Consider the following 21547-nt stretch of genomic DNA (forward strand, 5'->3'; position numbering starts at 1 on the left):
GGTTTTTTATCCGTTATGTGACTGACTCAAAACTCCAAAGGAGTTTTGAAAATTTTATCTTTGGTTAAGCTTTCACTGAACAAAGTTCAGAGGTCAGCATGATTTCTTTGGTTTGATGAAGCGAATACCGTTTATGGTAATTTGCGAATGTACATAAAACCATACTAAAATCCTGCTAAATCAAATTTACTCATGTTATTCGGGCTAATGCTTGAATAACTTTTGTTAAATTTATCTGCTCTGATAAACAGTGAATAGTCAAATCCGACCGCCTTAAAGCTTTCGCTGCGAATGAATGGTATCCTTTAATCCAAAAATTCGGACAAGGAAAATTTTGGCGGATTGCAGGGGCAACCTCTGCATTTGAGGTAAGGGGCAAAGCCCCTAATTGTTTGTATTTTTACGAAATACGATTATAGCTTTAAACAGATCCCCGTCTATATCGATCTTGAAACTTCCGCCCTGTGCTTCAACGTAGCTTTTTACTATTGCAAGACCTATGCCGCTTCCGCTTTCATGTCTTGACTTATCTCCTCTTACAAACCTTTCGACTATCTCTTCGCTGGTAAAGTTCATCTGAGAGGCTGAAATATTCTTTATTTCCACCATGACATCTTCTTCGCTTTCTATTATATCTATATATACTCTTGTGGAAGGAAGAGCATACTTTGCCACGTTATTAAACAGATTTTCAAATATCCTGTAGGTCTTGTCTCCGTCAAGCATCAGCGCTATTTCACTGTTTGCCGACGTCATTATCATTTCAAGTCCTCTGGAATTAAGTACTTCAAAACATTCGTCTTTTGTCTGTTCTATCAATTGTATAAGATTTAGTTCCATTAAATCCAAATTGATATTCCCGCTGTTTACTTTGCTTACCTCAAACAAATCTTCTATCAGCGTACTTAATCTATCGATGTACTGATTTAAAGTCTCGGTGTACTCTTTTCTTGTTTCTTCGTCAATACTATCCTGCTGTAACAGCTCAACATAGTTCTTTATCCCGGTGAGAGGAGTCTTTAAATCGTGAGAAACGTTGCTTATAAGTTCGGTCCTCATATTCTGAGACTTGGTTTCTTCCCTTACCGCTTCTTCAAATCCGGTTTTGATATTCCTAAATTCATCTTTTAAGGAATTGAATACACCCACATCCTCGGTTATCTCATCGTTAAAGTTCCCTTTTGCCAAGTTTTCCACAGACACGAGCAAAACATCGTAATCCGCTTTTATCTTGTCGACTTTTTCTTTTACCCATAAGTATGAAACGACAGCATATATAATGGCGAGGAATATACCAAACCACCAAAGACATATCATTATAAGTATCACCAATGTATTTATAAGGGCATATTTCATTATCGTCCTATTTATATTATCGGATAAATCCACATTGCCGAGTTTATTGATACCCCCTTTGATATTCCTGCATAAATCGCCTATCAAAGTGTCGTCCCTCAGAAAACGCCAGATACCGTCAACTACTATATATTTTACGTCATAACAGCCTATGCCGATAACAAGGAAAGTCAAAGCCCATATTACCATATTGCATAGGACAACTATAAAGTTAGCAAAAGTAAATCCCAATGTATCGACAAGATTTAAGAACACCCCATTTATGGTATATCCCGATACTATCAAGCATCCCATACACCCAAGAGTTATGGCAGTCGCTGTAAAGCCTATATTGATTTCTCCTCTGAGTTTTCTGAATGAAGAAAAAGGAGTTACTTCGTCTTCTATGCTCTTAGGGTAAAATAGTATAAATAATGCGATTATAAAACTTCCGAACATCAATGCCGCCGCAGAAAAAGCATTATAATTTTCCCAGCTGTTTAAGTAATAATAAACCATGCCCCCGTTATCTTTTACATTTTTGGGAACAGAGTAAGCTATAGATACGTTATCGGGAGTATTTATTTTTATCTGATCCTGAGGAACGCTGACGCCGTTAATATAAAATCTGTCACTTCCGTCTTCCCCTCCGGAATAACCGACATCAAGAGAATTTTCAAAGAAAGACATAAAGTCAAACCCGTCATAATCACCTTTATATAAAGATTCTATATCCTTAAGTTCCCCTTTTGCATCGTAATATAGAGTACCGTAGAATATACTCTTATTCTTTACATCTTTATCAAATATGTTATTCTTTAGATATTTACTCTTAACCGTCTTCTTTGTTTTTGTATTCTTTATTTCATATAAAAAATTACTGTCATTTTCAAGCACATTAAGAGAACTTGACATATTTTCTTCAAGATTTTCCGTCAGCTGTTCCCTGATGTCTTTCGGTACATCTTTGCCGAAAGACAGGATTTGATAGCTCGGATCAGCTTCTTTTGCCTTGGCAAGGGTAAAATATTTCATTTCACTGTTTAAATGATTTATTATAATATTTTCGTTATGATTGAATTTTCCCTCTACATTATCGTATAAACTTACCACCATACCGCTTAAGAATATGATGAGCGCCATAAATGATATAAAAAACGTCCGCTTCTTATTTATTTTGTTCATTTTATTCACCTACATCTTTTCCATTTTATACCCTATCCCCCATACTACTTTTATATAGTGAGGTTTCTTGGGATTTACTTCTATCTTTTCTCTCAGTTTTCTTATATGGACCATTATGGTCTCTGTATTTATCGCCTTTTCATTCCATACCTGTTCATAAATCTGCTCGGAAGAGTACACCCTTCCCGGAGTCTTTATAAGTAACCTTAATATCTGATATTCCTTTGCGGTAAGCTTTACTTTGTTACCGTCAACAGTCACTTCTTTTGTGTCATCGTCAAGTTCGAGACCTCCAACGACATATCTGTTGGAATTTTCCTCTTCTTTTATAGAACTATGTTTAAGATTTAAAATCTGATCATATCTTCTTATTTGAGAATTTACCCTTGCGATAAGCTCCATTGAAGCAAAAGGCTTTGTGACATAATCGTCCGCACCTATATTAAGCCCCGTTATCTTATCTATATCTTCGGATTTGGCACTTAAGAATATAACGGGTATATCGTAAGTTTCTCTTAGTCTCATCGTCATTGTGATACCGTCCATTACGGGCATCATTATATCGACTATGGCAAGATGTATATCTTCCCTATTCAAAACCTCCAAGCCTTCTTTTCCGTTTTCGGCTTCGAATACGTTATATCCCTGATTATTCAAATAAATCTTAATGGCATCTCTTATGCCTTTTTCGTCTTCAACTATCAATATATTATGCTGCATTTAAAAGTCCTCTTTTCATATAATTACCTCTATTCTATAATAATCTTATCAGCAATTGGAAGAACTATTTAACTTTTTATAGTAAAAAAATCCTGCTGTCACTATAATGACAGTTATGATCCCTATTATACCTGCAAGTATATACTGCTGATTTTTTATTGAACCCGTTATAAAAGTGGAAGTGACGATACTCGGTATCCTTCCGATCGTAGTGATAGCAAGCCATTTATACAGCCTTACATTTGTAAGAGATACGAGATAAGTCATTACGTCTTTGGGAGTACCGGGGATTAGGAATAAAACAAATACCCAGTAAAGACCTTTTTTCTTCTCGAAAGTCTTTTTCACTTCTTCTACTTTCTCTTCTTTGAACATCATGGTTATTATCTTATTGCCGAAAATCTTTACCAGATAATAAACGATTATCGTTCCTATAAAAGAACCGACCATACATACTGCCGTCCCCCAAAGGGAACCGAACATATACCCCGCCGCAAGCTCCAAAGGTTCACCGGGTATGAAAGCGATGAATATCTGTATCGTTATAAGAGATATCATCAAAAGTTCTTTAAGTCCGTGAGGCAGATTTGAAATCCACTTTATTATTTTTTCCAGGTCAAGGCTCAATATCACTCCCAAACCTATAAGCGTGATGAGTGCAATGACCGACGCTATTATTATCGTTTTTTTCTTGTTTTTCATTTTTCTATACCGGTTCGTATATATCGCTTAAATATGAATAGCCGAGATCATCTTTATTATATAATCTGCTTAGCTCATATACATTCCCTTCAAATTCTAAATCAAAATCTTTCATTGCTGAAAGTTCATAAGGACGGATATGTTTCGGAGATTTAAAAATATCTATAACTCCGTTACTGCTTAGAAGTTCGCTAACGAATTCGGAGCAGAATTTATGATATTTTCTGTTAAGAGTAATATTTCCGTTACATAACATTACACCTAAAATATCATATTTATAATCAAGTCTTTCCTCATACATTTTAGACAAATGGTTCGATATACTTTCATACTGACTTTCATTTATTTCTATAGATACGATTTTTATTTTAATATCCTGATTTTTTTCATACAATCCTTTAAAAGGACTTTCTTTTGTAAATCTGGCGGGAAGCATGAAGTTTGGATTTCTTCTGCCGAAGGCATAAAAAGTATCGAAAGTATCGTCCAAAGAAATCGCCACATGAGTGTAATCTTCCTTTGTCCTTTTATATATCGCTTTGGAAAGAAGCGTATTCGATCTTGAAAACATAAGATAAATTTTATAAGTTTTGTCTTTTCTGTCCATATCATCACCTCGATTTTTGTTTATTATAAAAATCGTTTCTTATTAAAAATAGTATAAAAATCTTAATAATTTCTAAAATTTATGATTAAGGGCTGTCTGCCCTTATAAACCCATTGTAAGGGACTCCGTCCCCTAAGAACCCTGCCCTTTTTTGTCCGAAGAAACAAAAAAGGGGTAAAAATTCTTCCGCTCAAGCCGCGGAGGCTTAGCATTCGGCAAAAAGGATATTAAACTTACTGAAGTCATTCACCCGCATATTACCTAAACGAGTTATTTACTTATTAGCAAATGAAAGCTTTCAAATTATAAAAATGATATAACAAATTTTCGTCACATATAAAATAATTAGAATTGTTGACAATAATGAAATTAAAGAATATAATATAAACAAAGAAGGAGCCGTAGAGATGAAGGTAGCTTCCTCAGACAATTAAGTTATAAAATAACTATCCTGATTCGGCGTTAGGGTAGTTATTTTTTTGACTATTCTAAGAATTCTTTAGAATTCTTATTGAATTTTAATTTATTAAAATTCAAGTATGTGTTTACACATATTAGAATAACATGAGCAGATTCGCTTTAGCGATATTTGCGAATATAACCTATTTTATAGTTTATATACTTCTTTTAAAGTTATTTTCATAAGCACCACCTCCTATGTATTTTCAGCTTACGCTGAATATAAATGGAGAAAACCACCCGCACCTTATTCTACGGCTCGGTATTATTATATACCACTTCGAATATTTGTTCAATATTTATGGCGAAAGTGGTCACTTTCTGTTCACAATAGTATATAAGGGGTTCCACCCCTTTCACCCCGCGAAGTTTTTTCCGAAGCGAAAAAATTTCGAGAAAAACGCTTCCACTGCGTGGAGCTAAAGCCTTCGGCAAAAGGGATATTAAACTTATTTTAATCTTTCATATCCATATTAACTAAAAGAATAATATTCATAAATAAAAAAACACCCTTTAGGAGTGTTTTATTTATCTTCTTCAAGTATATCCTTCATCATCTTTGCTCCAAGTTTAAAACCCACAATAAAATAATGAGAACAGTTAGCTAAATTATAATCAAGCCACTTTTTAGTCAATTCTTCAAATTCTTCCTCTTTTTCCTTTGATAAATCTTGACTGAAACTATTTTCATTTTTGAATAGAAGACTTCCTTTTAATAATACTTCATCGCTTAATTCGCTTTTGATATCCATAGGTTCTATATTCCCATAAAATAAATCTTCCAATACACCTTTTTTCATTTCTTACTCCTTTTAAATTTAAAAAGTGCTAAATTAATTTAGCACTATACATATTCTAAAGTTTCTTCTAAATCCAGCTTTTTTAAATAATTCAAATTTTTGACTAAAACTTGTCTTTCCTCAATAGTGCAGTCCTTAAAAAGTAAATCTATTTCTCTTACAGTAATAAACATAGACCTTTTGCCTAAATCCAAATCTAATAATTCATCTAAACTTATGTTTAAAATATTTGCGATATTTACTATAGTTTGTAGTGATACTTTTGTACTTCCGTTTTCAATATGACTCAAATGGCTTACGGATAAATCCACATATTCGGCAAGAGTTTCTTGTGTTATTCCTTGTTTTTTTCTTTGTTGTTTTAATTTTTCTCCTAACATAAGATAGTCTATTTTCATTCACTGCACCATGTTTTTTGTTTATATTTTATTTAAATTGGTTTCTTAAATACAGAGTTTTAAACCGCTCAACTTTGCTTAGTTTTTTGGATTGTGTGGCAAGGAAAATATGACAAAACGGCTTATACAAAGGAATTTAAGGGATTTTTGAACCTGCTGATACTATAAATTATATATGAAATTAAAAATCATATGACATTCACAAAATGTCATACATTAAAAAAGTAAGTTTTTATGGGGGCGGGACAGCGGTTCTTTCACAAAATGCGGGCAGCATTTTGTAGAAAATCGAACCGCGTTAAAGCCGTCACGGCGATTGAGTGAAAGCATTTTATCGAATATTTTTTGCTTTGGAAAAATATTCGCAGGGTTCCTAAGGGACGGAGTCCCTTACACCGGGTTGTAGGGTGGAACCCTACAGAGTTTAATATAAGCAATAACATTCATAAAAATTTTAAACTAAAAGAATTTTCAACATTATAATTTTAAATAATGTAAATTAAAAAATCTTATTAAAAATCAAAAATATTTATTAAAACAGTATACATTAGTATATTTTTTCTTCCTCCGTAAAAAATACTAAAAAAGGAGGAAAAAATGGAATTTAAAAATAGTCAAACAGTTAAAAACTTAATGAGCTCTTTTGTAGGTGAAAGCGGTGTTTATCAAAGATATTCTTACTATGCAAAAAGAGCAAACAAAGATGGATTTAAATACATCGAAGATATTTTCAACGAAACTGCATTAAACGAACTTTATCATGCCAAAAGATTTATGTTCCTTATAAACAAAGAATTACCGGGAGAAAAAATCATGGTGGATCAAGCAGACTACCCTGTTTTCTACGGAACTACTTTGGAAAACTTAAAATCAGCGGCTCTCGGTGAATACGAAGAAGCATATGAAATATATCCTACATTCGCAAACACTGCGAGAGAAGAAGGTTTCAAGGAAGTTGCAACATATTTCGACTTGATTTCGGATGTTGAAAAATTCCACCACAAAAGATATGACACATTGGCACAAGAAGTTGAAAGAGGTTATTTCCACAGAGAAGGCGACTGCGACTGGATCTGTCTAAAATGCGGTCATCATCACAAAGGACCAAACCCTCCTAAAGTTTGTCCTATCTGTGACCATTCCGAAGCATACTTCAAACCGATTTGTCCTTCAGGCAACTAAAAAAAGTGCATTAAGCACTTTTTTTATTGTCTCTATTTAATATGATTTGACATCTATATTTATTTAATGATAAATATCAATGATTTTTAAATATAAATACATTTTGATTTCTTAAAATACTATAATTTAAAACCATATATAATTTACTTGATTACCGAAATTTAACACAAAATTAAACTTTTAAAATTATCATTAATATATCATAATTTTAGCTTATCCCTCATTTTCCATCTCTTCAAGGATTTCATTATATACACTGCTCAGTATCTCTTCACTGTAACCTTTGGCATAAAAGAACGGAAACACTTTATATTTTACCTTTTCAAGCTCTTCGCCTTTATTTATGTATTTATAAAAACGTTTCTTTATCTTTTCCTTTAATTTTGTATTTTCGCTGATATTCTCGTCTTCGCTTATTATATCGTCAATTACGGAATTTACAAGCTTATAATCGTAACCTTTCCTAACGGCACTGTTTATTATTTTATCTCTCTTCTCCCTGTAAAAAAGCTCACTGTGCTTTTTGTCCTGCTTTGATATGAACTCGCTTAAATTTTCTGTTTCTTCTTCCATACTAAAGCACATCTCCACAGTCTTAAGCACCAAGGAAACATCTATCCCCTTCTTTATAAGGTCATTCTTTATTTTATTTCTCCCGATAAGAGAAGCGGATTTACTTCTCGTAAAGTTTTCTATATAATCTTCGTCATTTACATACTTAAGCTCCAAAAGCCTGTTTAAAACATCATTTATCACTATATCGGGAAAGTGTTTCTTACCTAGATAATCAAGGATTTCCCCTTCGCACCTCATGGCATAAGAAAGGTAATTGAGAGCCATATTAAGAGCAGTATCGTATAAATCGTCGTAGCTTTCTTTTATTAGCTCGTCGATATCAACTTCATCTTCCAATTTAAGTTTATTTATGATTTTTTTCTCCAGACGAAGTACTTTTTCATCGTTTATCGTTACGTTATATTCTCTTTTTGTCTTCGTTATTTTTGTTATTACGTCCACTTTATTACCTTTCTTTTTTATATTTAATGGGCTTAGTCCCTTACATTTTCTTTAAAACAGCAATCAGCAATTTCGCACAATTATCACTGGCTTTTCTAAGGTTTTCTTTAAAGTCCGTACTGGCTCCCTCATCTGCACTGTCGCTTATACCTCTTATCCCGGCAAATGAGATATCATTTATATGACATACCTGAGCGAGAGAAGCTGTCTCCATATCCGTACAGTATCCGTCGAAAGTCTTTATAAGATACTCTTTATCTTTATTATTTGAAACGAATTTATCCGCAGTCAGTATATTCCCGAAATATACACCAAAATCAAAATCATACTTGATATCCTCTGCGATTTCATTGAAAGCTTTGTTCTGAACGAAATATGTAACGTCTATATCGGGAACACATCCGACTTCATAACCGAGCTGAGTAACGTCCATATCGCTTTGAACGGTCTTTGTTGATAAAACCACGTCCCCCACTTCGATACCCGTTTTCAGTCCACCAGCAACTCCGCAGTTGATCAGAAGATCGGGAGCAAAATTGTCGATTAGTTTTTGAGCAGTACAAGCCATTGCAACCTTTCCCGTAAGGCATTTTACGGCAACGACTTTTTTATCATCGATATTACCTATGAAGTATCTGCTTCCCTTTATATCCTCTTCTTTTAAATCTTTCATTTCTTTTTTTATCAAATATAATTCTTCGTCCATAGACGCTATTATCCCTATCATAATAATCTCCTTTTATATATATTTTAAAGTTAATAAATAATTAAATCTATTATTAATTAAATCTTAATGTCCTAATATTATACTACATTTAAAGCAAATGTAAAATTAAAATATTTTTCTTTACTTTATGAAATAAAGTAGTATACTACAGGTAACAATATAAGTAAGAGGTGCAAAAAATGGATTTTTTAATGAGTTTTTTAACCAAGACGGGACCTATTGTTTATATGACAATATTCTTTCTCAAAGTACTGGAAATTTCCCTTGATACACTGCGTATAGTACTTATCAACAAAGGACAGAAAGAGCTTGGAAGTTTGGTAGGGTTCATCGTTATCTTACTTTGGATATTTGTAGCTTCAAGCGTACTCTCAAGCCTAAGCGAAGATTTGTGGAAGGCTCTTTTTTACGCTCTCGGATACAGCGTAGGGATCTACGTGGGGATAGTGATAGAAAAGAAGATCGCTCTCGGATATGTAAGTATGGAAATCAACGTGAGAGGGACTGAGGGAGAAAACCTTGCAAATATTTTAAGAGAAAACAACTTCGGTGTTACTATAATGAAAGGCGAAGGATTTAATCACACAAGATATATCCTTAAACTTCACGTAAACAGAAAAAGAGTGGAAGAAGCCAGAGAAATCGCTTACAACGTCGTACCGGACAGCGTGGTTACCATAAACGATATCGTAACGATAGAAGGCGGATATATGTACGGTGTCAGGAGGAGGAGATAAGCAGTTAAGGGCTGTCCGCCCTTAAAAACCCATTGTAACGGACTCCGTCCCTTAAGAACCCTGCCCTTTTTTGTCCGAAGAAACAAAAAAGGGATAAAAATTCTTCCGCTCAAGCCGCAGTGGCTTAGCCTTCGGCAAAAAGGATATTAAACTTAATAAGTCATTCATCCGCAAATCACCTAAATGAGTTATTACTTTTAATAGAATTTAAAACTTTTTTTAAGGCTTAAATCAGTAAATTTCAAAATAAAGGATTTCGCTAATAGGGATATTAAACTTAGTGAAGTCATTCACCCGCATATTACCTAAAAGAGATGTTTACTTATTATTAAATTATAAACCTAAAAGAAAATACAAAGAATGATATAGCAAATTTTCGTCACTTTTAAATTAGTTAGAATTGTTGACAATAATGAAATTAAAGAATATAATATAAATAAAGAAGGAGCCATAGAGATGAAGGTGGCTTCCTAAGATAGTTTTTTATTCAATAATAACTACTCAGGTCGCAACTGGGTAGTTATTTTAATTTTTCTTATTTTTTAAATAAAGAAACTTAAAATAGCGGCGGCTATCTCAAATAGTAGTATAAGTACTTTTATTATCAGTACGTAATCTATCTTCATAGCACCACCCCCTTTATGTAGTAAAGAGGAAACCACCCGCACCTTATTCTACGGCTCGGTATTATTATATACTACCTCGAATGTTTGTTCAATATTTATGGCAAAAGTGGTCACTTTTGAGTCACATGTAAAATTTCCGAGTAAAATGATTTACAAAAAATATAACTTTAAATATCTAAAAAAGTCCTCGGAAATTTCCGAGGACTTTTATTTATTCGATTTTCGTTCTTTTATTTTATATATTACAGCAATAATACCCAGTATCGGTCCGGCAATTCCGTAAAAATAAAATATTTTATGAAATGCAGACGGAAAGACTATACTGTCTCTATAAAACATAGTTACAAAAACTATAACTCCGAGAATTAAATTTGATATATTTATAAAAAATATTTATCATTACTTTTGACGGCTGCTGTCAAACTGATACCGAAACAAATCAAATAGATAATAAACATAAATATGGGAGATAAATCAATGACACCGCCGTAACCGACCGATTCTCCGCCGAGAGAAAACAGACAGGTATCATACATATCCATACCATAATATTCCATATATAAATCAAATAAAAACATTATAAAGGATAACCATCCCAGAGTTATTAAAAATCTTTTCATATAATTTCCCTCATGCAAAATATAAATCACATTATATCATTCCTGTAAAGACAAAACTTATAATCAAACATACCTGCCGTTTTTAATTTTTTCTTTTTGAATCCTATGTCCAAAAGACTCTTTACCATATAAGAATTGCTGTTAAGTTCGTCCTGTGACATAATATAATTAATAAACTTGGCTTTGGGATACTTTTCAAATAATTTTTTATATAATTTTGCTTCGTAGCCGTACCCCATATACTGAGTAAAAATATCTATTTTATCTATTTGTATAAATTGTCTTTGTAAAATCCCCTTTTTAAGAGTATAAAAACTTATGATACCTATGAAAGAATCATAATCATCCATTATTTTATATGTGCTGATAACTTCTTCCCAGTCATTTAAAGAAATTTCACTTAAATTATTTGTAACATCATTTATTTCATCATTCCAATATTCAAGTGAGCTTGATAAAATCAAACTTCCTTCTATACTTTCGGTAAGCTCTTCCAAACTTCTTATCAGTTCAAACTTCAAGATAATTCACCCTTATTTATCTTCTTTTACAATCCCTCTTTCAACCGCCTTATCATGTGCGGCATGAAGAAGCTCTATCTCCCCTTCCAGTTCCGTTTCGTAAGGATAAGAAGAAGATATCCTCTTAAACGCATCAATCTGTTCTTTAGCTTTATATTCGTCCTCATTATAAAGAAGTTCATAAGCATAAAGCTGTCTTCTTCTGGATACATAGTTGTTCTTCGTAGTTTCTATATATCTCTTAAGGTCATCATTCATGAGCCTGTCTATTTCATACTTGTCACATTCTCCCATAAGCTCTAAAAACAAAAGTTCACATCTAAGCTCACTTTTATGAACGCTAAGCATATCCGTCAAGTTATCAAGGGAATATAAAATCAGTTCCTTTGCTTTATCGAATTCTTTCTTGTCTACCAGATAATTACATTTTAAAGTCACCATAGCACTTACGAGAGGGTTTAGATAATCCGCTCTTTCATCCACATCAAAAAGGCTTTCGTCCATATCTTTAAGCCTGATTCCTTTTGTAAGGAGTCCGTTTATTTTAAGCTGAGAATAAAATGCTTTCTTCGAATTGATATCTTCATCCAAATATAACGCATTTGCTCCGTCGTTCGCAATCCCGCCTATTTTTCTGGGAATCCCGTTTAACAGACCAAAGTATAAGCTTAGTCCGACTCCCATAATAAGCCCTTCCGATAAGAATATCACATAAGGAAGCATTATATACGAAATAAGACATATCCCGCCGAAAATGAAGTTCATTATAACTCCGCCAAGTGAATACAAAAAGTTTGGGAAATCATATTTATCATCTTTCACATCGGGAGGTATCATCAGACACTGTCCGCCCGTACCGGGGATATGATATCTTTTATAAGTCATTTTGCCGTTGTTCTTAACGAACATCATATTGCCGATCCTAAAGGAAGCAAACTCGTATCCGCTGAGTTTACCGAAGATAAAATGACCGCCCTCGTGTATTATTATTGATACATAAGAAAGTATACTCGCCCACACAATAAAGAAAAGAAGGCTTTCAAATCCATGGAATACATCCCAGCCTTTTAGGAATACCAATGCTACGATTACCGAGAGTATCAAAAGCATTACCATGTTGGGAAGCATATCGTATTTGCCTCCGCCCACGTCCATGCTTTTATTTTGATTATTGTTTTGTTTTGACGTATTTAAACCATTTTGGTTATCATTGTTTTCGCCCCTGTCGATTCCTTCAATATCCGATTTATAATAATTCTCTTCGTTCTCATCATAATCGGAAATGCTATCCTCTTCTTCAGCTGAATAATCCTTATTATCGTTTAAGAAATGACCTTTGTTTTCCTCATAAGAGTCACTTATATCATCAGGTTTACTATCATCAATATTTTCATTCACTTCTTTGTTTAATCCTTCGTTAAAGTCTTTCCCGCCAAAGAGCAGAGCATCTTTTGCTATATCGCTTTCTTTGTTTAATATCTTCTCGTCGTCCGTCAAATAAGGCATAAGGAAATCATCGAATGATTTTAATCCCTTTTTATCATTATCTTTCATATAATCACCGTTTCTTAAAATACTTGCTACTATATTAACATAATAGTTATTTATTATCAAATTATAAAAAGTTTCACCCTACACCGATATTTGAGCTAACGTGATAAGTCTAAAAAGTTTTAAATAATTAAAGTGATTTATAGTGATTTACAAATTATCATGATGGAATTTACTGCATTGAATAACTGCGAAATCATATTATTAAATCGATAGTAATATATCAAGTTTAATAATCATACCACGAAGGCTAAGTATACGCGTGTAGAGAGTCTATCTATACATTTTATTGCTGACCTAAAATCCCCTATGGGATTTTGAAATATATTTAAAATTTAAAACTTGACTGTGTCAAAATAAAAGTAAACAGGATTTTATTATGTAGTAAAACAAATAAGCCTAAGGGACATTTATTAATAAAAAGCAACTTAAAAATCACAATTATTACTTTTAAAATTCAATTCAAATCAACTGTTAAATAATTTCTTCTTAAACTTAAATTCCGAGCATATTTAAATCTAATATATATTCTTCAAAATATTAAGCAGAGGAAATCATACTTTAGATTTTTATGATGATTTGTACCAATAAAATCGAAAGATTACTTTTTAAAAGATTTTATAATCATTTAAATATTTCTAATATGATTTAACAAAAAGTAAAATTAATAAAATTTATTATAATTACCATGATAATTCTATGACTCACTCCTTAAATACAAACAAATGAATAAAGTAATGTTCTATATTTGTTAAAGAATATATCAATAAAAATCAACAGTTAAAATTATTCCTAAAACTTGAACTAATAAGATTTTTGAGATAGATTTCATTTGATTGACTGATACAAAAATAAGTTTCCATTTATCATTTTTTACTATTTTCATTTAATTATTTCATTAAGTATTATAGAATATTGCAAGAAATAACAGCGGATACAAACACTATCAATAAATATAAAAAAGTTATTACTATACTTCCTCTAATAAACAGCTGTTCTGCATTTTGAAAGATGAAAAGATATCTTAATAAGAAGAACTGTAAGACACTATAGAATTTATAATCATATATCAAATACGTTTTGTGATATAATTAATCTATAATATCAAATGACTTTTAGACTGTATATAACCATGGTTTACTACGATTTTAATAAATAAAATCTACTATTTATTCATGCAAAAGCCTTTTTACATGCTGCAAAAGGTATTTGATAGACTTTAAATATCACTATAGCTATCATAGAATAAAAAAAGGAGAATAGCTAATGAACTTAAGCGAGAAATTGACGATGATAAGAAAGAAAGAGGGATACTCTCAGGAAGAAGCCGCAGAAAAACTTAATGTGACCAGACAGACCATTTCAAACTGGGAAACGGGACAGACTTCACCAAGCATAGAACAGTCCATATCCATAGCAAAACTATATAAAATAAGTCTTGATGAACTTACCGATAACGATATAAGGAATGTCATCGAAAACAAAGTATCCAATACGGAAAAGATAGCCGGATATATGATGTTATATATAAAGTTTATTGCGGCGGTTTTGGTAGTGCTTGTGATTATCGGTATCTCATGTGCTATATTTATCAAATAATCAAAATAAAAGGGGCTAAGCCCCTTTAACCATTTTAAAGAACAATTTAAGTAACTCATTCAATCAATTCTTAACTAAAGTAATATAAATATATTTTTCTTTATATTATCATAAATTTATTTTTTCTAAATATATTAAAATAGCTTGATTTAATAAATAATTCTATAACTTTAATCAATGATAAATAATAAAAAAGCACAGCCAAGCCATGCTTTTAAAAATCTTTCCTATATCTTTTATATTTTATCCGACGCATAATCAAAATCATCAAAAGTGATATTTTCTTTTATCTCTTCCATAGATACTTCACTGTCTCTATGTTTTATTATTGATATGGTATTTATGATAAGTGTAGTTGAATCCGACAGTGCCGTCGAAAAATCGAGTATCGAAAAGGAATAAACTATCCACATAAAAAGATTAGCCCATATACTGTATCTCGTTTCCTTTACCCCTTTTACATAATAACTGCAAAGAGTATACTGTACGGTCGCGATAATAGGTATGAGACCGATAAAGCCTCTGTTATTGACTGCTACTCCCAAGGTCACCGATAAAATAAGGAATACAATCATTACATTCTTCGTAAATTTATCCTTTGAAACAATAAAGTTCCTTACAGAAGAAATGAGAAGTGCGGCAATACCCGCATAAGAAGCAAAGAACCACGACGCTATACCGAGCAGAAAGGAATTAAAAAACTGAAGCATGAACACTCTGCTTCTGTCGTTTACTATACAGCTCGATATCATAAAAAGAGCCGCAATGAATGATATTATATTGCCTATGATTATGTTGTTCATTATTTTTTCCTTTCTTTTTTAAGAAACAAACATTCAAGGGACTCCGTCCCTTATACCCTGCAAAGTTTTTTCCAAAGAAAAAAAACTTTGAGAAAAATTCTTCCACTGCGTGGTGCTTAGCCTTCGGCAAAAAAGATCTTTAACTTATTGAAGTCATTCATCCGCTATTTGCCTAAAAAATTTCTTAAATTAAATTTAAGAAAATATATTTCATGTAAACATAGTGGTATTAAAGTAGGATTAATTAAAGAAAATTGCAAATTTAAGTATAGAAAAACACTAAATAACATGATTTTTAGGGAACAGTCACTTCTCCCCTCCCAATAAATAAAAGTTTTATCTTTTATAATTGAATACACCTTTATATATTTGGCAAGGTAAATTCTCTTCCAAGGAATACTTATCTGCCCGAGATTTTTGAAACAATCGCCAATCTTTCATATACTATAAAAGTTATTAGTTTAATTAACTAAACCCCATAATAAAAGTAAAACTTCTACTACGGGGTTGGGGTATAGACTGTTCCAAAATTTTCGGGCAGAAAATTTTAGGAAATTCAGTCTATTAAAGCCTCCGCGGCTCCCGCGGAAGCGTTTTTCTCAAAATTTTTTCGCTTTGGAAAAAACTTTGCGGGGTTTTAGGGGCAGAGCCCCTTATATTTTATTTACCTTGTTGTTTTTTTCTGTTTTCCGCTTTTATCCTGTCTTGTTTATTCAAGTATTCTTTTCTTACTCTTAAATGATTTGGTGTTACTTCCAACAGTTCGTCGTCATTTATGAATTCGAGGTACTGTTCCAAACTAAGCTGTCTGTGAGGAGTAAGTCTTAAAGTTTCGTCGCTTCCGGAAGCACGCATATTCGTTACCTGCTTACGCTTACATACGTTTACCGTCATATCGTCGGGTCTTGCATTTTCTCCGACTACCATTCCTTCGTAAACCGTAGTGTTTGGTCCTATGAATAAAGAACCTCTTTCCTGAGCGTTGTAAAGTCCGTAAGTAATGCTTTCTCCCGGTTCGCTTGCTATAAGAGAACCTCTGCTCCTTCCTTCGAAGTCGCCTTTGTATGGCATATATTTTTCAAAGTTTGAATTTATTACCGCAGTTCCCTTTGTCGCAGTCATAAGTTCACTTCTGTATCCTATAAGTCCGCGGGACGGTATCATGAACTCAAGTCTTGTATAGCTGTCGCTTGATTTGTTCATATTCAAAAGCTCACCTTTTCTGTTGGCACAGCTTTCGATTACCGTTCCAGTATGGTCGTCATGTACGTCGATAACAAGCCTTTCGAAAGGTTCACACTTAACTCCGTCGATAACCTTTGTGATTACGGTCGGTTTTGAAACCATGAATTCATATCCTTCTCTACGCATGTTTTCTATCAGTATAGATAAATGAAGTTCCCCTCTACCCGATACTTTGAAAGTATCCGCACTATCCGTAGGTTTTACTTCAAGAGAAATATTGGATAAAAGCTCTCTGAACAGTCTGTTTCTGAGATGTCTGCTTGTTACGTATTTTCCGTCCATTCCAGCCAAAGGAGAAGTGTTTACGGAAAAATTCATGGAAAGTACGGGTTTGTCGATTTCAACGAAAGGCATTGCTTCCACGCCCTCTGCGGAACCTATGGTTTCACCTATATTTATATCTGCAATACCCGCGATACAAATAATTTCGCCCGCACTTGCACTCTTGCAAGGTACTTTGTTAAGTCCTTCGTAAGTATAAAGCTGAGAAATCTTACCCTTTGATATTTCCCCCTCTTTTCTCGCTATTGTCACGCTTTCGTTTGTCGATACACTTCCTCTTTCTATCTTACCGATAGCAAGTCTTCCTGTGTATTCGTCGTATTCGATATTTGATACAAGGAACTGAAAATCCCCTTCTTCATCTCCCACAGGACAAGGTATTTCATCTTTGATAGCCTTAAAAAGTACTCCCATACCCTCTGCTTGTCTCTGAGGAGTTTCGCTTGCCCAGCCTTGTTTAGCGGAAGCAAAAAGTATTTTTGAATCAAGATAGCTTTCATCCGCTTCAAGGTCTATGAAAAGTTCAAGTACGTCGTCAGCGATTTTTTCCGGAGTGGAATTTTCTCTGTCGACTTTGTTTATAACGATGATAACAGGCAGGTTTTGTTCCAAAGCTTTCTTTAAAACAAATCTCGTCTGAGGCATACATCCTTCGAATGCATCCGCAAGGAGGATTACCCCGTTTACAAGGGATAAACTTCTTTCCACTTCCCCGCCGAAATCGGCATGTCCCGGAGTATCTACGATATTAATTTTGATATCGTCGTAGTATACAGATGTGTTTTTTGCAAGGATCGTAATCCCTCTTTCTCTTTCCAAATCGTTGGAGTCCATGACTCTTTCGTTTACATCTTCGTTATCTCTGAATGTACCGCTTTGTTTAAGCATTGCATCTATAAGCGTCGTTTTACCATGGTCTACATGGGCAATAATAGCAATATTTCTAATATTCTCTTTTTTCATTTATTTGTTTCCTTTAATATAATATGAGCATTTAATAAAAAGTGCAAAAAAATAGCACCATAATCTTCATTAACTTATAGATTATAGCACTATACAAGGGTATTGTCAATTTTAAGACATTAGTCTTCAAGTTTTTCAAATGCGTCTTTTTTAACAAAACACACTGGGCAGACATAAGTATCGGGAACATCTTCCCACTTTGTATTTGGCGGGATATTGTTATCCGGATCTCCGAGTTCTTCGTCATAAATATATCCACATAATGTACATTCGTATTTAGCCATTTCATACCTCCGTTTTCTATATATTTTCTCTTAAAAATATTATTTTATACAGACGGTTTTAATTTAATCAAAGTTATGATTAAAACTTGAGAGGAGCGAATAATTATGATATATTTTATATCAAAGGAGAATGACATGAGATACTTACCATATATAATTATTTTATCATTCAGTATTATAGGTGCATTATATACTGTTTTGTACATAAACTTAAAGAAAAAGAAAGAAAAAGATTTTATAACCTACGAAGAAAATGCAAATAAAGAAACGGAAGAAAAGAATAAAATATTCCTTTTATACGTCGTTTGTATGACAAATATCGTTTTTGCGGTAATGGAAAGTCTGTTGATTTACACCAGGAGCTTTGAACTTATTTTAAGCACAAATCTTATAAGGACATGTTCCGTCATCGCAGTTTTGAATTTTGCGGCTATGATAATAAAAGCCACATTTGCGGGAAACAATGTAAATAAAATCACAGACAGAGAAGTGTTTTCAAAAACTTTGATTCAAATGTCTTTCGGAGAAGTCCTTACGGTATTAGGGCTATTGATACTCGGACTTATCATAATATAAAATGCTCTCATTGGTTAATAGCTTTTTTAGGTAAATAGACGTTGTTATTATTAAACAGGTTTAAATTTTTTAATAAGAAAACATAATACCATAATATATATTTTATAGAACTTAATATATCTTAAATATATATAATTATATAAACAAGAAGTACACTTTTAATCATTATTCTGATTTTGTATGTCATTACATATATCATAAGGCTGGTATTTTTTACTATTCCTTAATTATTAAAAAATTCTTAAGTTTGAATTAAATGTGATGAATTCGTGTTCTCTTGTGATATAATTAAAAAGTAAAGAAATTATATATTTTTAAAAGATTACGTATTTTAGAACAGAGAATTGAAACACTAATAAAAAAATCCGTTGCAAGATGGATTTTTTTATTTTTTTAAATTAAAAATAAAAATGAAAAGAAGAGTTGATTACGGGGCGCGGAATCTGCCGAAAGCAGGCGTAGTGCCCCGTAAACGCAATATTCACAAATTCTTAATAAAAAATATAGGAAAATTTATATAATATTAATTCTATTATCATTTTATTTTAATTTAAGGGTTTTATAATAATCCTTGTAAAATATAAAAATAAATAAAAAAGTTTATTGTTATATTTTTATCCTTTGAAATTGATATTGTTTTGTTTCGAAAAAAGGCACCTATTTGGTGTCTTTTTTCATTTAAATTTATTTTTGCGGAATACTAATAATAAAATAAAAATTTAATATAAAAAAATACCGGGCACTACGCCTCGCTTCACGAGATTCCGCGCCCGGACACAAAGCATAACCTAAGGATTTTTAATTTTCCCAGTATCATAAAATCAACAATTAAAAAATGGTTTTTAATAAACATATCTTTTGAACATTTTAATATATATAAAATTATATACACAATACTAAAACGCTTAAAATTATAAAAGATATCATACGTGATAAATAAGGACCAAATTAAAATTTAGAAAGTTTAATCATAAAGATGGACTTTGTCTATATACTTTATTAGGAGGGATAAACAATGATTGATCTTAACAGAAAAAAACTTATATCTATTTTATTTGGAATTATTGCGGTGATTATAATCGCGGTCATATGTTTTGGTTTTATTCACAAAATAAGTGCGGGGATAGACAAGACCGAATGGGGACTCGGAAACTACGGGGACGGGAAACAGCCTGTCGGGAACGCGGATAAAGAAACGCTCTCTAAATATGATGCTTATTATGTAGGCAATGAAAATGAAAAAAATATTTATCTTACTTTTGACGCAGGATACGAAAACGGATATACCGAAAAAATCCTTGATACATTAAAAGAACAAAAGGTGCCGGCAACATTCTTTTTAGTAGGAAACTACCTTGAAAAAAATCCGGAACTCGTTAAAAGAATGATTAAAGAAGGACATATAGTAGCAAATCATACATATTCTCATAAAGATTTAAGATATGTCAGCGACGAAGAATTTAAAAAGCAGGTCAATGATTTTGCGGATCTATACAAAAAAACCACAGGACAGGAAATCAAAAAATATTTAAGACCGCCTGAAGGAACTTTTAACGAACATTCTTTGGCTATGGCAAAAAGCATGGGTTATAAAACGATTTTCTGGTCACTTGCTTATAACGACTGGAACAATAATCAGCAGAAAAGTTACAGCGAAGTGTTCGACAAAGTGCTTCCCAAACTTCATAACGGATGCATACTACTTCTTCATTCAACTTCAAAAACCAACGGCGAAGTACTGGGAGATTTGCTTTCAAAAATCAAAGAGGAAGGATATACTTTTAAAAGTTTAGACGAACTTGCAAAATAGTTTAATAATATTTTTCATTTTTCACATACTAATTATGTAACGTTAAGTTACTTAATTACAAATTCAGGAGGATATAAAATGAAAAATACTGCTATTCAATGTGATGTTAAAAGCTGTGAATACAATTGTCAGGATTGTAACTACTGTTCATTGGAATCAATCAAGGTAGGAACTCACGAAGCTCATCCTACACAATGTGCTTGTACTGACTGTAAATCTTTTAAATTAAAAGAAAACTGTTGTAAATAACAACGTATACGTACTTTTAAAAGATTAAAAGTACTAAAAATCTCCGCTTAAGCCTCGGTGGCTAAATTCGACTTGATTTTTAAGAAAATTTGCCCAATTTTCTTAAAAAAGTCTCATCCCATCCCCTTAAACGGATAATAAAGGTAAAACAATTTTAAATCTTATTGCAAAATATTGAATTATTAAGCAAACAGACTTACCCCTTCCCCTATTAACTGTTGAGTCAGAATCGAAAATGTACGTAACGACTCAATATAATGAGTATGATATAAAAATATAAATATAGGTTTATGATTTTTATGTCATACAATAAAATAAATCTAACCTAAGAAGGAAGAACAATGAGTTCTTCCTTTTTTATTTTTTAATTTTCATGTTACGATCAATATTGACTATAAACAAAAATTTATTAATAAAATAACCCTTATCTCCTGCTTAAATTTTAAAACATTAAGCTTTAAATAGCATAGTAATAGTAATATAAACTTAATACTTATTAAAAAAATAAGATATGATATTTTAATTTTTTTATTTATATTAATTAAATAT

General features: G+C 32.3%; 20 protein-coding genes. 6 read left to right on the forward strand and 14 right to left on the reverse strand.

Annotated elements, in window-relative coordinates; all coding sequences use genetic code 11:
- Window positions 1-384 precede the first annotated feature (384 nt).
- The 6 genes from ANASTE_RS02975 to ANASTE_RS03000 all read right to left on the reverse strand — a co-directional run bounded on the left by ANASTE_RS02975 (window position 385) and on the right by ANASTE_RS03000 (window position 6188).
- Window positions 385-2520, reverse strand: a complete 2136-nt coding sequence (locus ANASTE_RS02975; RefSeq protein ID WP_052294580.1) for a sensor histidine kinase — start codon at window positions 2518-2520, stop codon at window positions 385-387.
- 9 nt (window positions 2521-2529) lie between these two features.
- Window positions 2530-3240, reverse strand: a complete 711-nt coding sequence (locus ANASTE_RS02980; protein WP_007049439.1) for a response regulator transcription factor — start codon at window positions 3238-3240, stop codon at window positions 2530-2532.
- A 48-nt stretch (window positions 3241-3288) separates the two neighbouring features.
- A complete protein-coding gene (locus tag ANASTE_RS02985) occupies window positions 3289-3942 on the reverse strand; it encodes a TVP38/TMEM64 family protein (protein WP_007049440.1) in 654 nt (217 codons plus the stop codon).
- Window positions 3943-3946: 4 nt separating this feature from the next.
- Entirely contained in the window at window positions 3947-4549 is a 603-nt protein-coding gene (locus tag ANASTE_RS02990; RefSeq protein WP_007049441.1) for a hypothetical protein, read from the reverse strand.
- Between the two features lie 983 nt (window positions 4550-5532).
- Window positions 5533-5808 (reverse strand): DUF6809 family protein, encoded by a 276-nt coding sequence (locus ANASTE_RS02995; protein ID WP_007049442.1) that lies wholly within the window; start codon window positions 5806-5808, stop codon window positions 5533-5535.
- Window positions 5809-5852: 44 nt separating this feature from the next.
- A complete protein-coding gene (locus ANASTE_RS03000) occupies window positions 5853-6188 on the reverse strand; it encodes a helix-turn-helix domain-containing protein (RefSeq protein ID WP_242648095.1) in 336 nt (111 codons plus the stop codon).
- Window positions 6189-6803: 615 nt separating this feature from the next.
- Between ANASTE_RS03000 and rbr the strand changes: the two genes are divergently transcribed.
- Entirely contained in the window at window positions 6804-7388 is a 585-nt protein-coding gene (gene rbr, locus ANASTE_RS03005) for a rubrerythrin (RefSeq protein WP_007049444.1), read from the forward strand.
- 213 nt (window positions 7389-7601) lie between these two features.
- On the opposite strand, the gene ANASTE_RS03010 is transcribed toward rbr, so the two are convergent.
- Window positions 7602-8405: a RecX family transcriptional regulator gene (locus ANASTE_RS03010; RefSeq protein ID WP_007049445.1), complete on the reverse strand. Its 804-nt coding sequence runs from the start codon at window positions 8403-8405 to the stop codon at window positions 7602-7604.
- 40 nt (window positions 8406-8445) lie between these two features.
- A complete protein-coding gene (locus ANASTE_RS03015; protein ID WP_007049446.1) occupies window positions 8446-9132 on the reverse strand; it encodes a 5'-methylthioadenosine/adenosylhomocysteine nucleosidase in 687 nt (228 codons plus the stop codon).
- Between the two features lie 179 nt (window positions 9133-9311).
- Between ANASTE_RS03015 and ANASTE_RS03020 the strand changes: the two genes are divergently transcribed.
- Window positions 9312-9869: a DUF5698 domain-containing protein gene (locus ANASTE_RS03020; protein ID WP_007049447.1), complete on the forward strand. Its 558-nt coding sequence runs from the start codon at window positions 9312-9314 to the stop codon at window positions 9867-9869.
- Between the two features lie 1006 nt (window positions 9870-10875).
- On the opposite strand, the gene ANASTE_RS03025 is transcribed toward ANASTE_RS03020, so the two are convergent.
- Genes ANASTE_RS03025 through ANASTE_RS11245 form a run of 3 tightly spaced genes read right to left on the reverse strand, consistent with a single transcriptional unit; the run spans window position 10876 to window position 13190 of the window.
- Window positions 10876-11115, reverse strand: a complete 240-nt coding sequence (locus ANASTE_RS03025) for a hypothetical protein (RefSeq protein WP_039944665.1) — start codon at window positions 11113-11115, stop codon at window positions 10876-10878.
- A gap of 26 nt (window positions 11116-11141) precedes the next feature.
- Window positions 11142-11636, reverse strand: coding sequence for a hypothetical protein (locus ANASTE_RS03030; protein WP_007049450.1), 495 nt, complete (start codon window positions 11634-11636; stop codon window positions 11142-11144).
- Between the two features lie 12 nt (window positions 11637-11648).
- Complete coding sequence (locus ANASTE_RS11245; protein WP_007049451.1) at window positions 11649-13190, reverse strand: M50 family metallopeptidase; 1542 nt, start codon at window positions 13188-13190, stop codon at window positions 11649-11651.
- 1263 nt (window positions 13191-14453) lie between these two features.
- Between ANASTE_RS11245 and ANASTE_RS03040 the strand changes: the two genes are divergently transcribed.
- Window positions 14454-14786 (forward strand): helix-turn-helix transcriptional regulator, encoded by a 333-nt coding sequence (locus ANASTE_RS03040; RefSeq protein WP_039944667.1) that lies wholly within the window; start codon window positions 14454-14456, stop codon window positions 14784-14786.
- Window positions 14787-15022: 236 nt separating this feature from the next.
- On the opposite strand, the gene ANASTE_RS03045 is transcribed toward ANASTE_RS03040, so the two are convergent.
- From ANASTE_RS03045 to ANASTE_RS03055, 3 genes are all read right to left on the reverse strand, one after another.
- A complete protein-coding gene (locus ANASTE_RS03045; protein WP_052294582.1) occupies window positions 15023-15589 on the reverse strand; it encodes a YgjV family protein in 567 nt (188 codons plus the stop codon).
- A 660-nt stretch (window positions 15590-16249) separates the two neighbouring features.
- Window positions 16250-18079 (reverse strand): translational GTPase TypA, encoded by a 1830-nt coding sequence (gene typA / locus ANASTE_RS03050; RefSeq protein ID WP_007049456.1) that lies wholly within the window; start codon window positions 18077-18079, stop codon window positions 16250-16252.
- Window positions 18080-18198: 119 nt separating this feature from the next.
- On the reverse strand, window positions 18199-18363 hold the full coding sequence (locus tag ANASTE_RS03055; RefSeq protein WP_007049457.1) for a rubredoxin: 165 nt from the start codon (window positions 18361-18363) through the stop codon (window positions 18199-18201).
- A gap of 135 nt (window positions 18364-18498) precedes the next feature.
- On the opposite strand from ANASTE_RS03055, the gene ANASTE_RS03060 reads away from it, so the two are divergent.
- The 3 genes from ANASTE_RS03060 to ANASTE_RS11680 all read left to right on the forward strand — a co-directional run bounded on the left by ANASTE_RS03060 (window position 18499) and on the right by ANASTE_RS11680 (window position 20998).
- Window positions 18499-18939, forward strand: coding sequence for a hypothetical protein (locus ANASTE_RS03060; RefSeq protein ID WP_148345002.1), 441 nt, complete (start codon window positions 18499-18501; stop codon window positions 18937-18939).
- A gap of 1015 nt (window positions 18940-19954) precedes the next feature.
- Window positions 19955-20749: a delta-lactam-biosynthetic de-N-acetylase gene (locus tag ANASTE_RS03065; protein WP_007049459.1), complete on the forward strand. Its 795-nt coding sequence runs from the start codon at window positions 19955-19957 to the stop codon at window positions 20747-20749.
- A 78-nt stretch (window positions 20750-20827) separates the two neighbouring features.
- Complete coding sequence (locus tag ANASTE_RS11680; protein WP_083781739.1) at window positions 20828-20998, forward strand: DUF1540 domain-containing protein; 171 nt, start codon at window positions 20828-20830, stop codon at window positions 20996-20998.
- Window positions 20999-21547: the final 549 nt, after the last annotated feature.

It is taken from the genome of Anaerofustis stercorihominis DSM 17244 (assembly GCF_000154825.1).
Taxonomy (GTDB): Bacteria; Bacillota; Clostridia; order Eubacteriales; family Anaerofustaceae; genus Anaerofustis; species Anaerofustis stercorihominis.

Excerpts from the sequence above, each read along its gene's own strand:
- ANASTE_RS03065 (WP_007049459.1), top strand. The coding sequence starts at position 19,955 with ATGATTGATCTTAACAGAAAAAAACTTATATCTATTTTATTTGGAATT.
- rbr (WP_007049444.1), top strand. The coding sequence starts at position 6,804 with ATGGAATTTAAAAATAGTCAAACAGTTAAAAACTTAATGAGCTCTTTT.
- ANASTE_RS02990 (WP_007049441.1), bottom strand. The coding sequence starts at position 4,549 with ATGGACAGAAAAGACAAAACTTATAAAATTTATCTTATGTTTTCAAGA.
- ANASTE_RS03025 (WP_039944665.1), bottom strand. The coding sequence starts at position 11,115 with ATGAAAAGATTTTTAATAACTCTGGGATGGTTATCCTTTATAATGTTT.
- ANASTE_RS03015 (WP_007049446.1), bottom strand. The coding sequence starts at position 9,132 with ATGATAGGGATAATAGCGTCTATGGACGAAGAATTATATTTGATAAAA.
- typA (WP_007049456.1), bottom strand. The coding sequence starts at position 18,079 with ATGAAAAAAGAGAATATTAGAAATATTGCTATTATTGCCCATGTAGAC.
- ANASTE_RS03000 (WP_242648095.1), bottom strand. The coding sequence starts at position 6,188 with ATGTTAGGAGAAAAATTAAAACAACAAAGAAAAAAACAAGGAATAACA.
- ANASTE_RS03020 (WP_007049447.1), top strand. The coding sequence starts at position 9,312 with ATGGATTTTTTAATGAGTTTTTTAACCAAGACGGGACCTATTGTTTAT.
- ANASTE_RS02980 (WP_007049439.1), bottom strand. The coding sequence starts at position 3,240 with ATGCAGCATAATATATTGATAGTTGAAGACGAAAAAGGCATAAGAGAT.
- ANASTE_RS02975 (WP_052294580.1), bottom strand. The coding sequence starts at position 2,520 with ATGAACAAAATAAATAAGAAGCGGACGTTTTTTATATCATTTATGGCG.
- ANASTE_RS03040 (WP_039944667.1), top strand. The coding sequence starts at position 14,454 with ATGAACTTAAGCGAGAAATTGACGATGATAAGAAAGAAAGAGGGATAC.
- ANASTE_RS03060 (WP_148345002.1), top strand. The coding sequence starts at position 18,499 with ATGAGATACTTACCATATATAATTATTTTATCATTCAGTATTATAGGT.
- ANASTE_RS02995 (WP_007049442.1), bottom strand. The coding sequence starts at position 5,808 with ATGAAAAAAGGTGTATTGGAAGATTTATTTTATGGGAATATAGAACCT.
- ANASTE_RS11245 (WP_007049451.1), bottom strand. The coding sequence starts at position 13,190 with ATGAAAGATAATGATAAAAAGGGATTAAAATCATTCGATGATTTCCTT.
- ANASTE_RS03055 (WP_007049457.1), bottom strand. The coding sequence starts at position 18,363 with ATGGCTAAATACGAATGTACATTATGTGGATATATTTATGACGAAGAA.
- ANASTE_RS02985 (WP_007049440.1), bottom strand. The coding sequence starts at position 3,942 with ATGAAAAACAAGAAAAAAACGATAATAATAGCGTCGGTCATTGCACTC.
- ANASTE_RS11680 (WP_083781739.1), top strand. The coding sequence starts at position 20,828 with ATGAAAAATACTGCTATTCAATGTGATGTTAAAAGCTGTGAATACAAT.
- ANASTE_RS03045 (WP_052294582.1), bottom strand. The coding sequence starts at position 15,589 with ATGAACAACATAATCATAGGCAATATAATATCATTCATTGCGGCTCTT.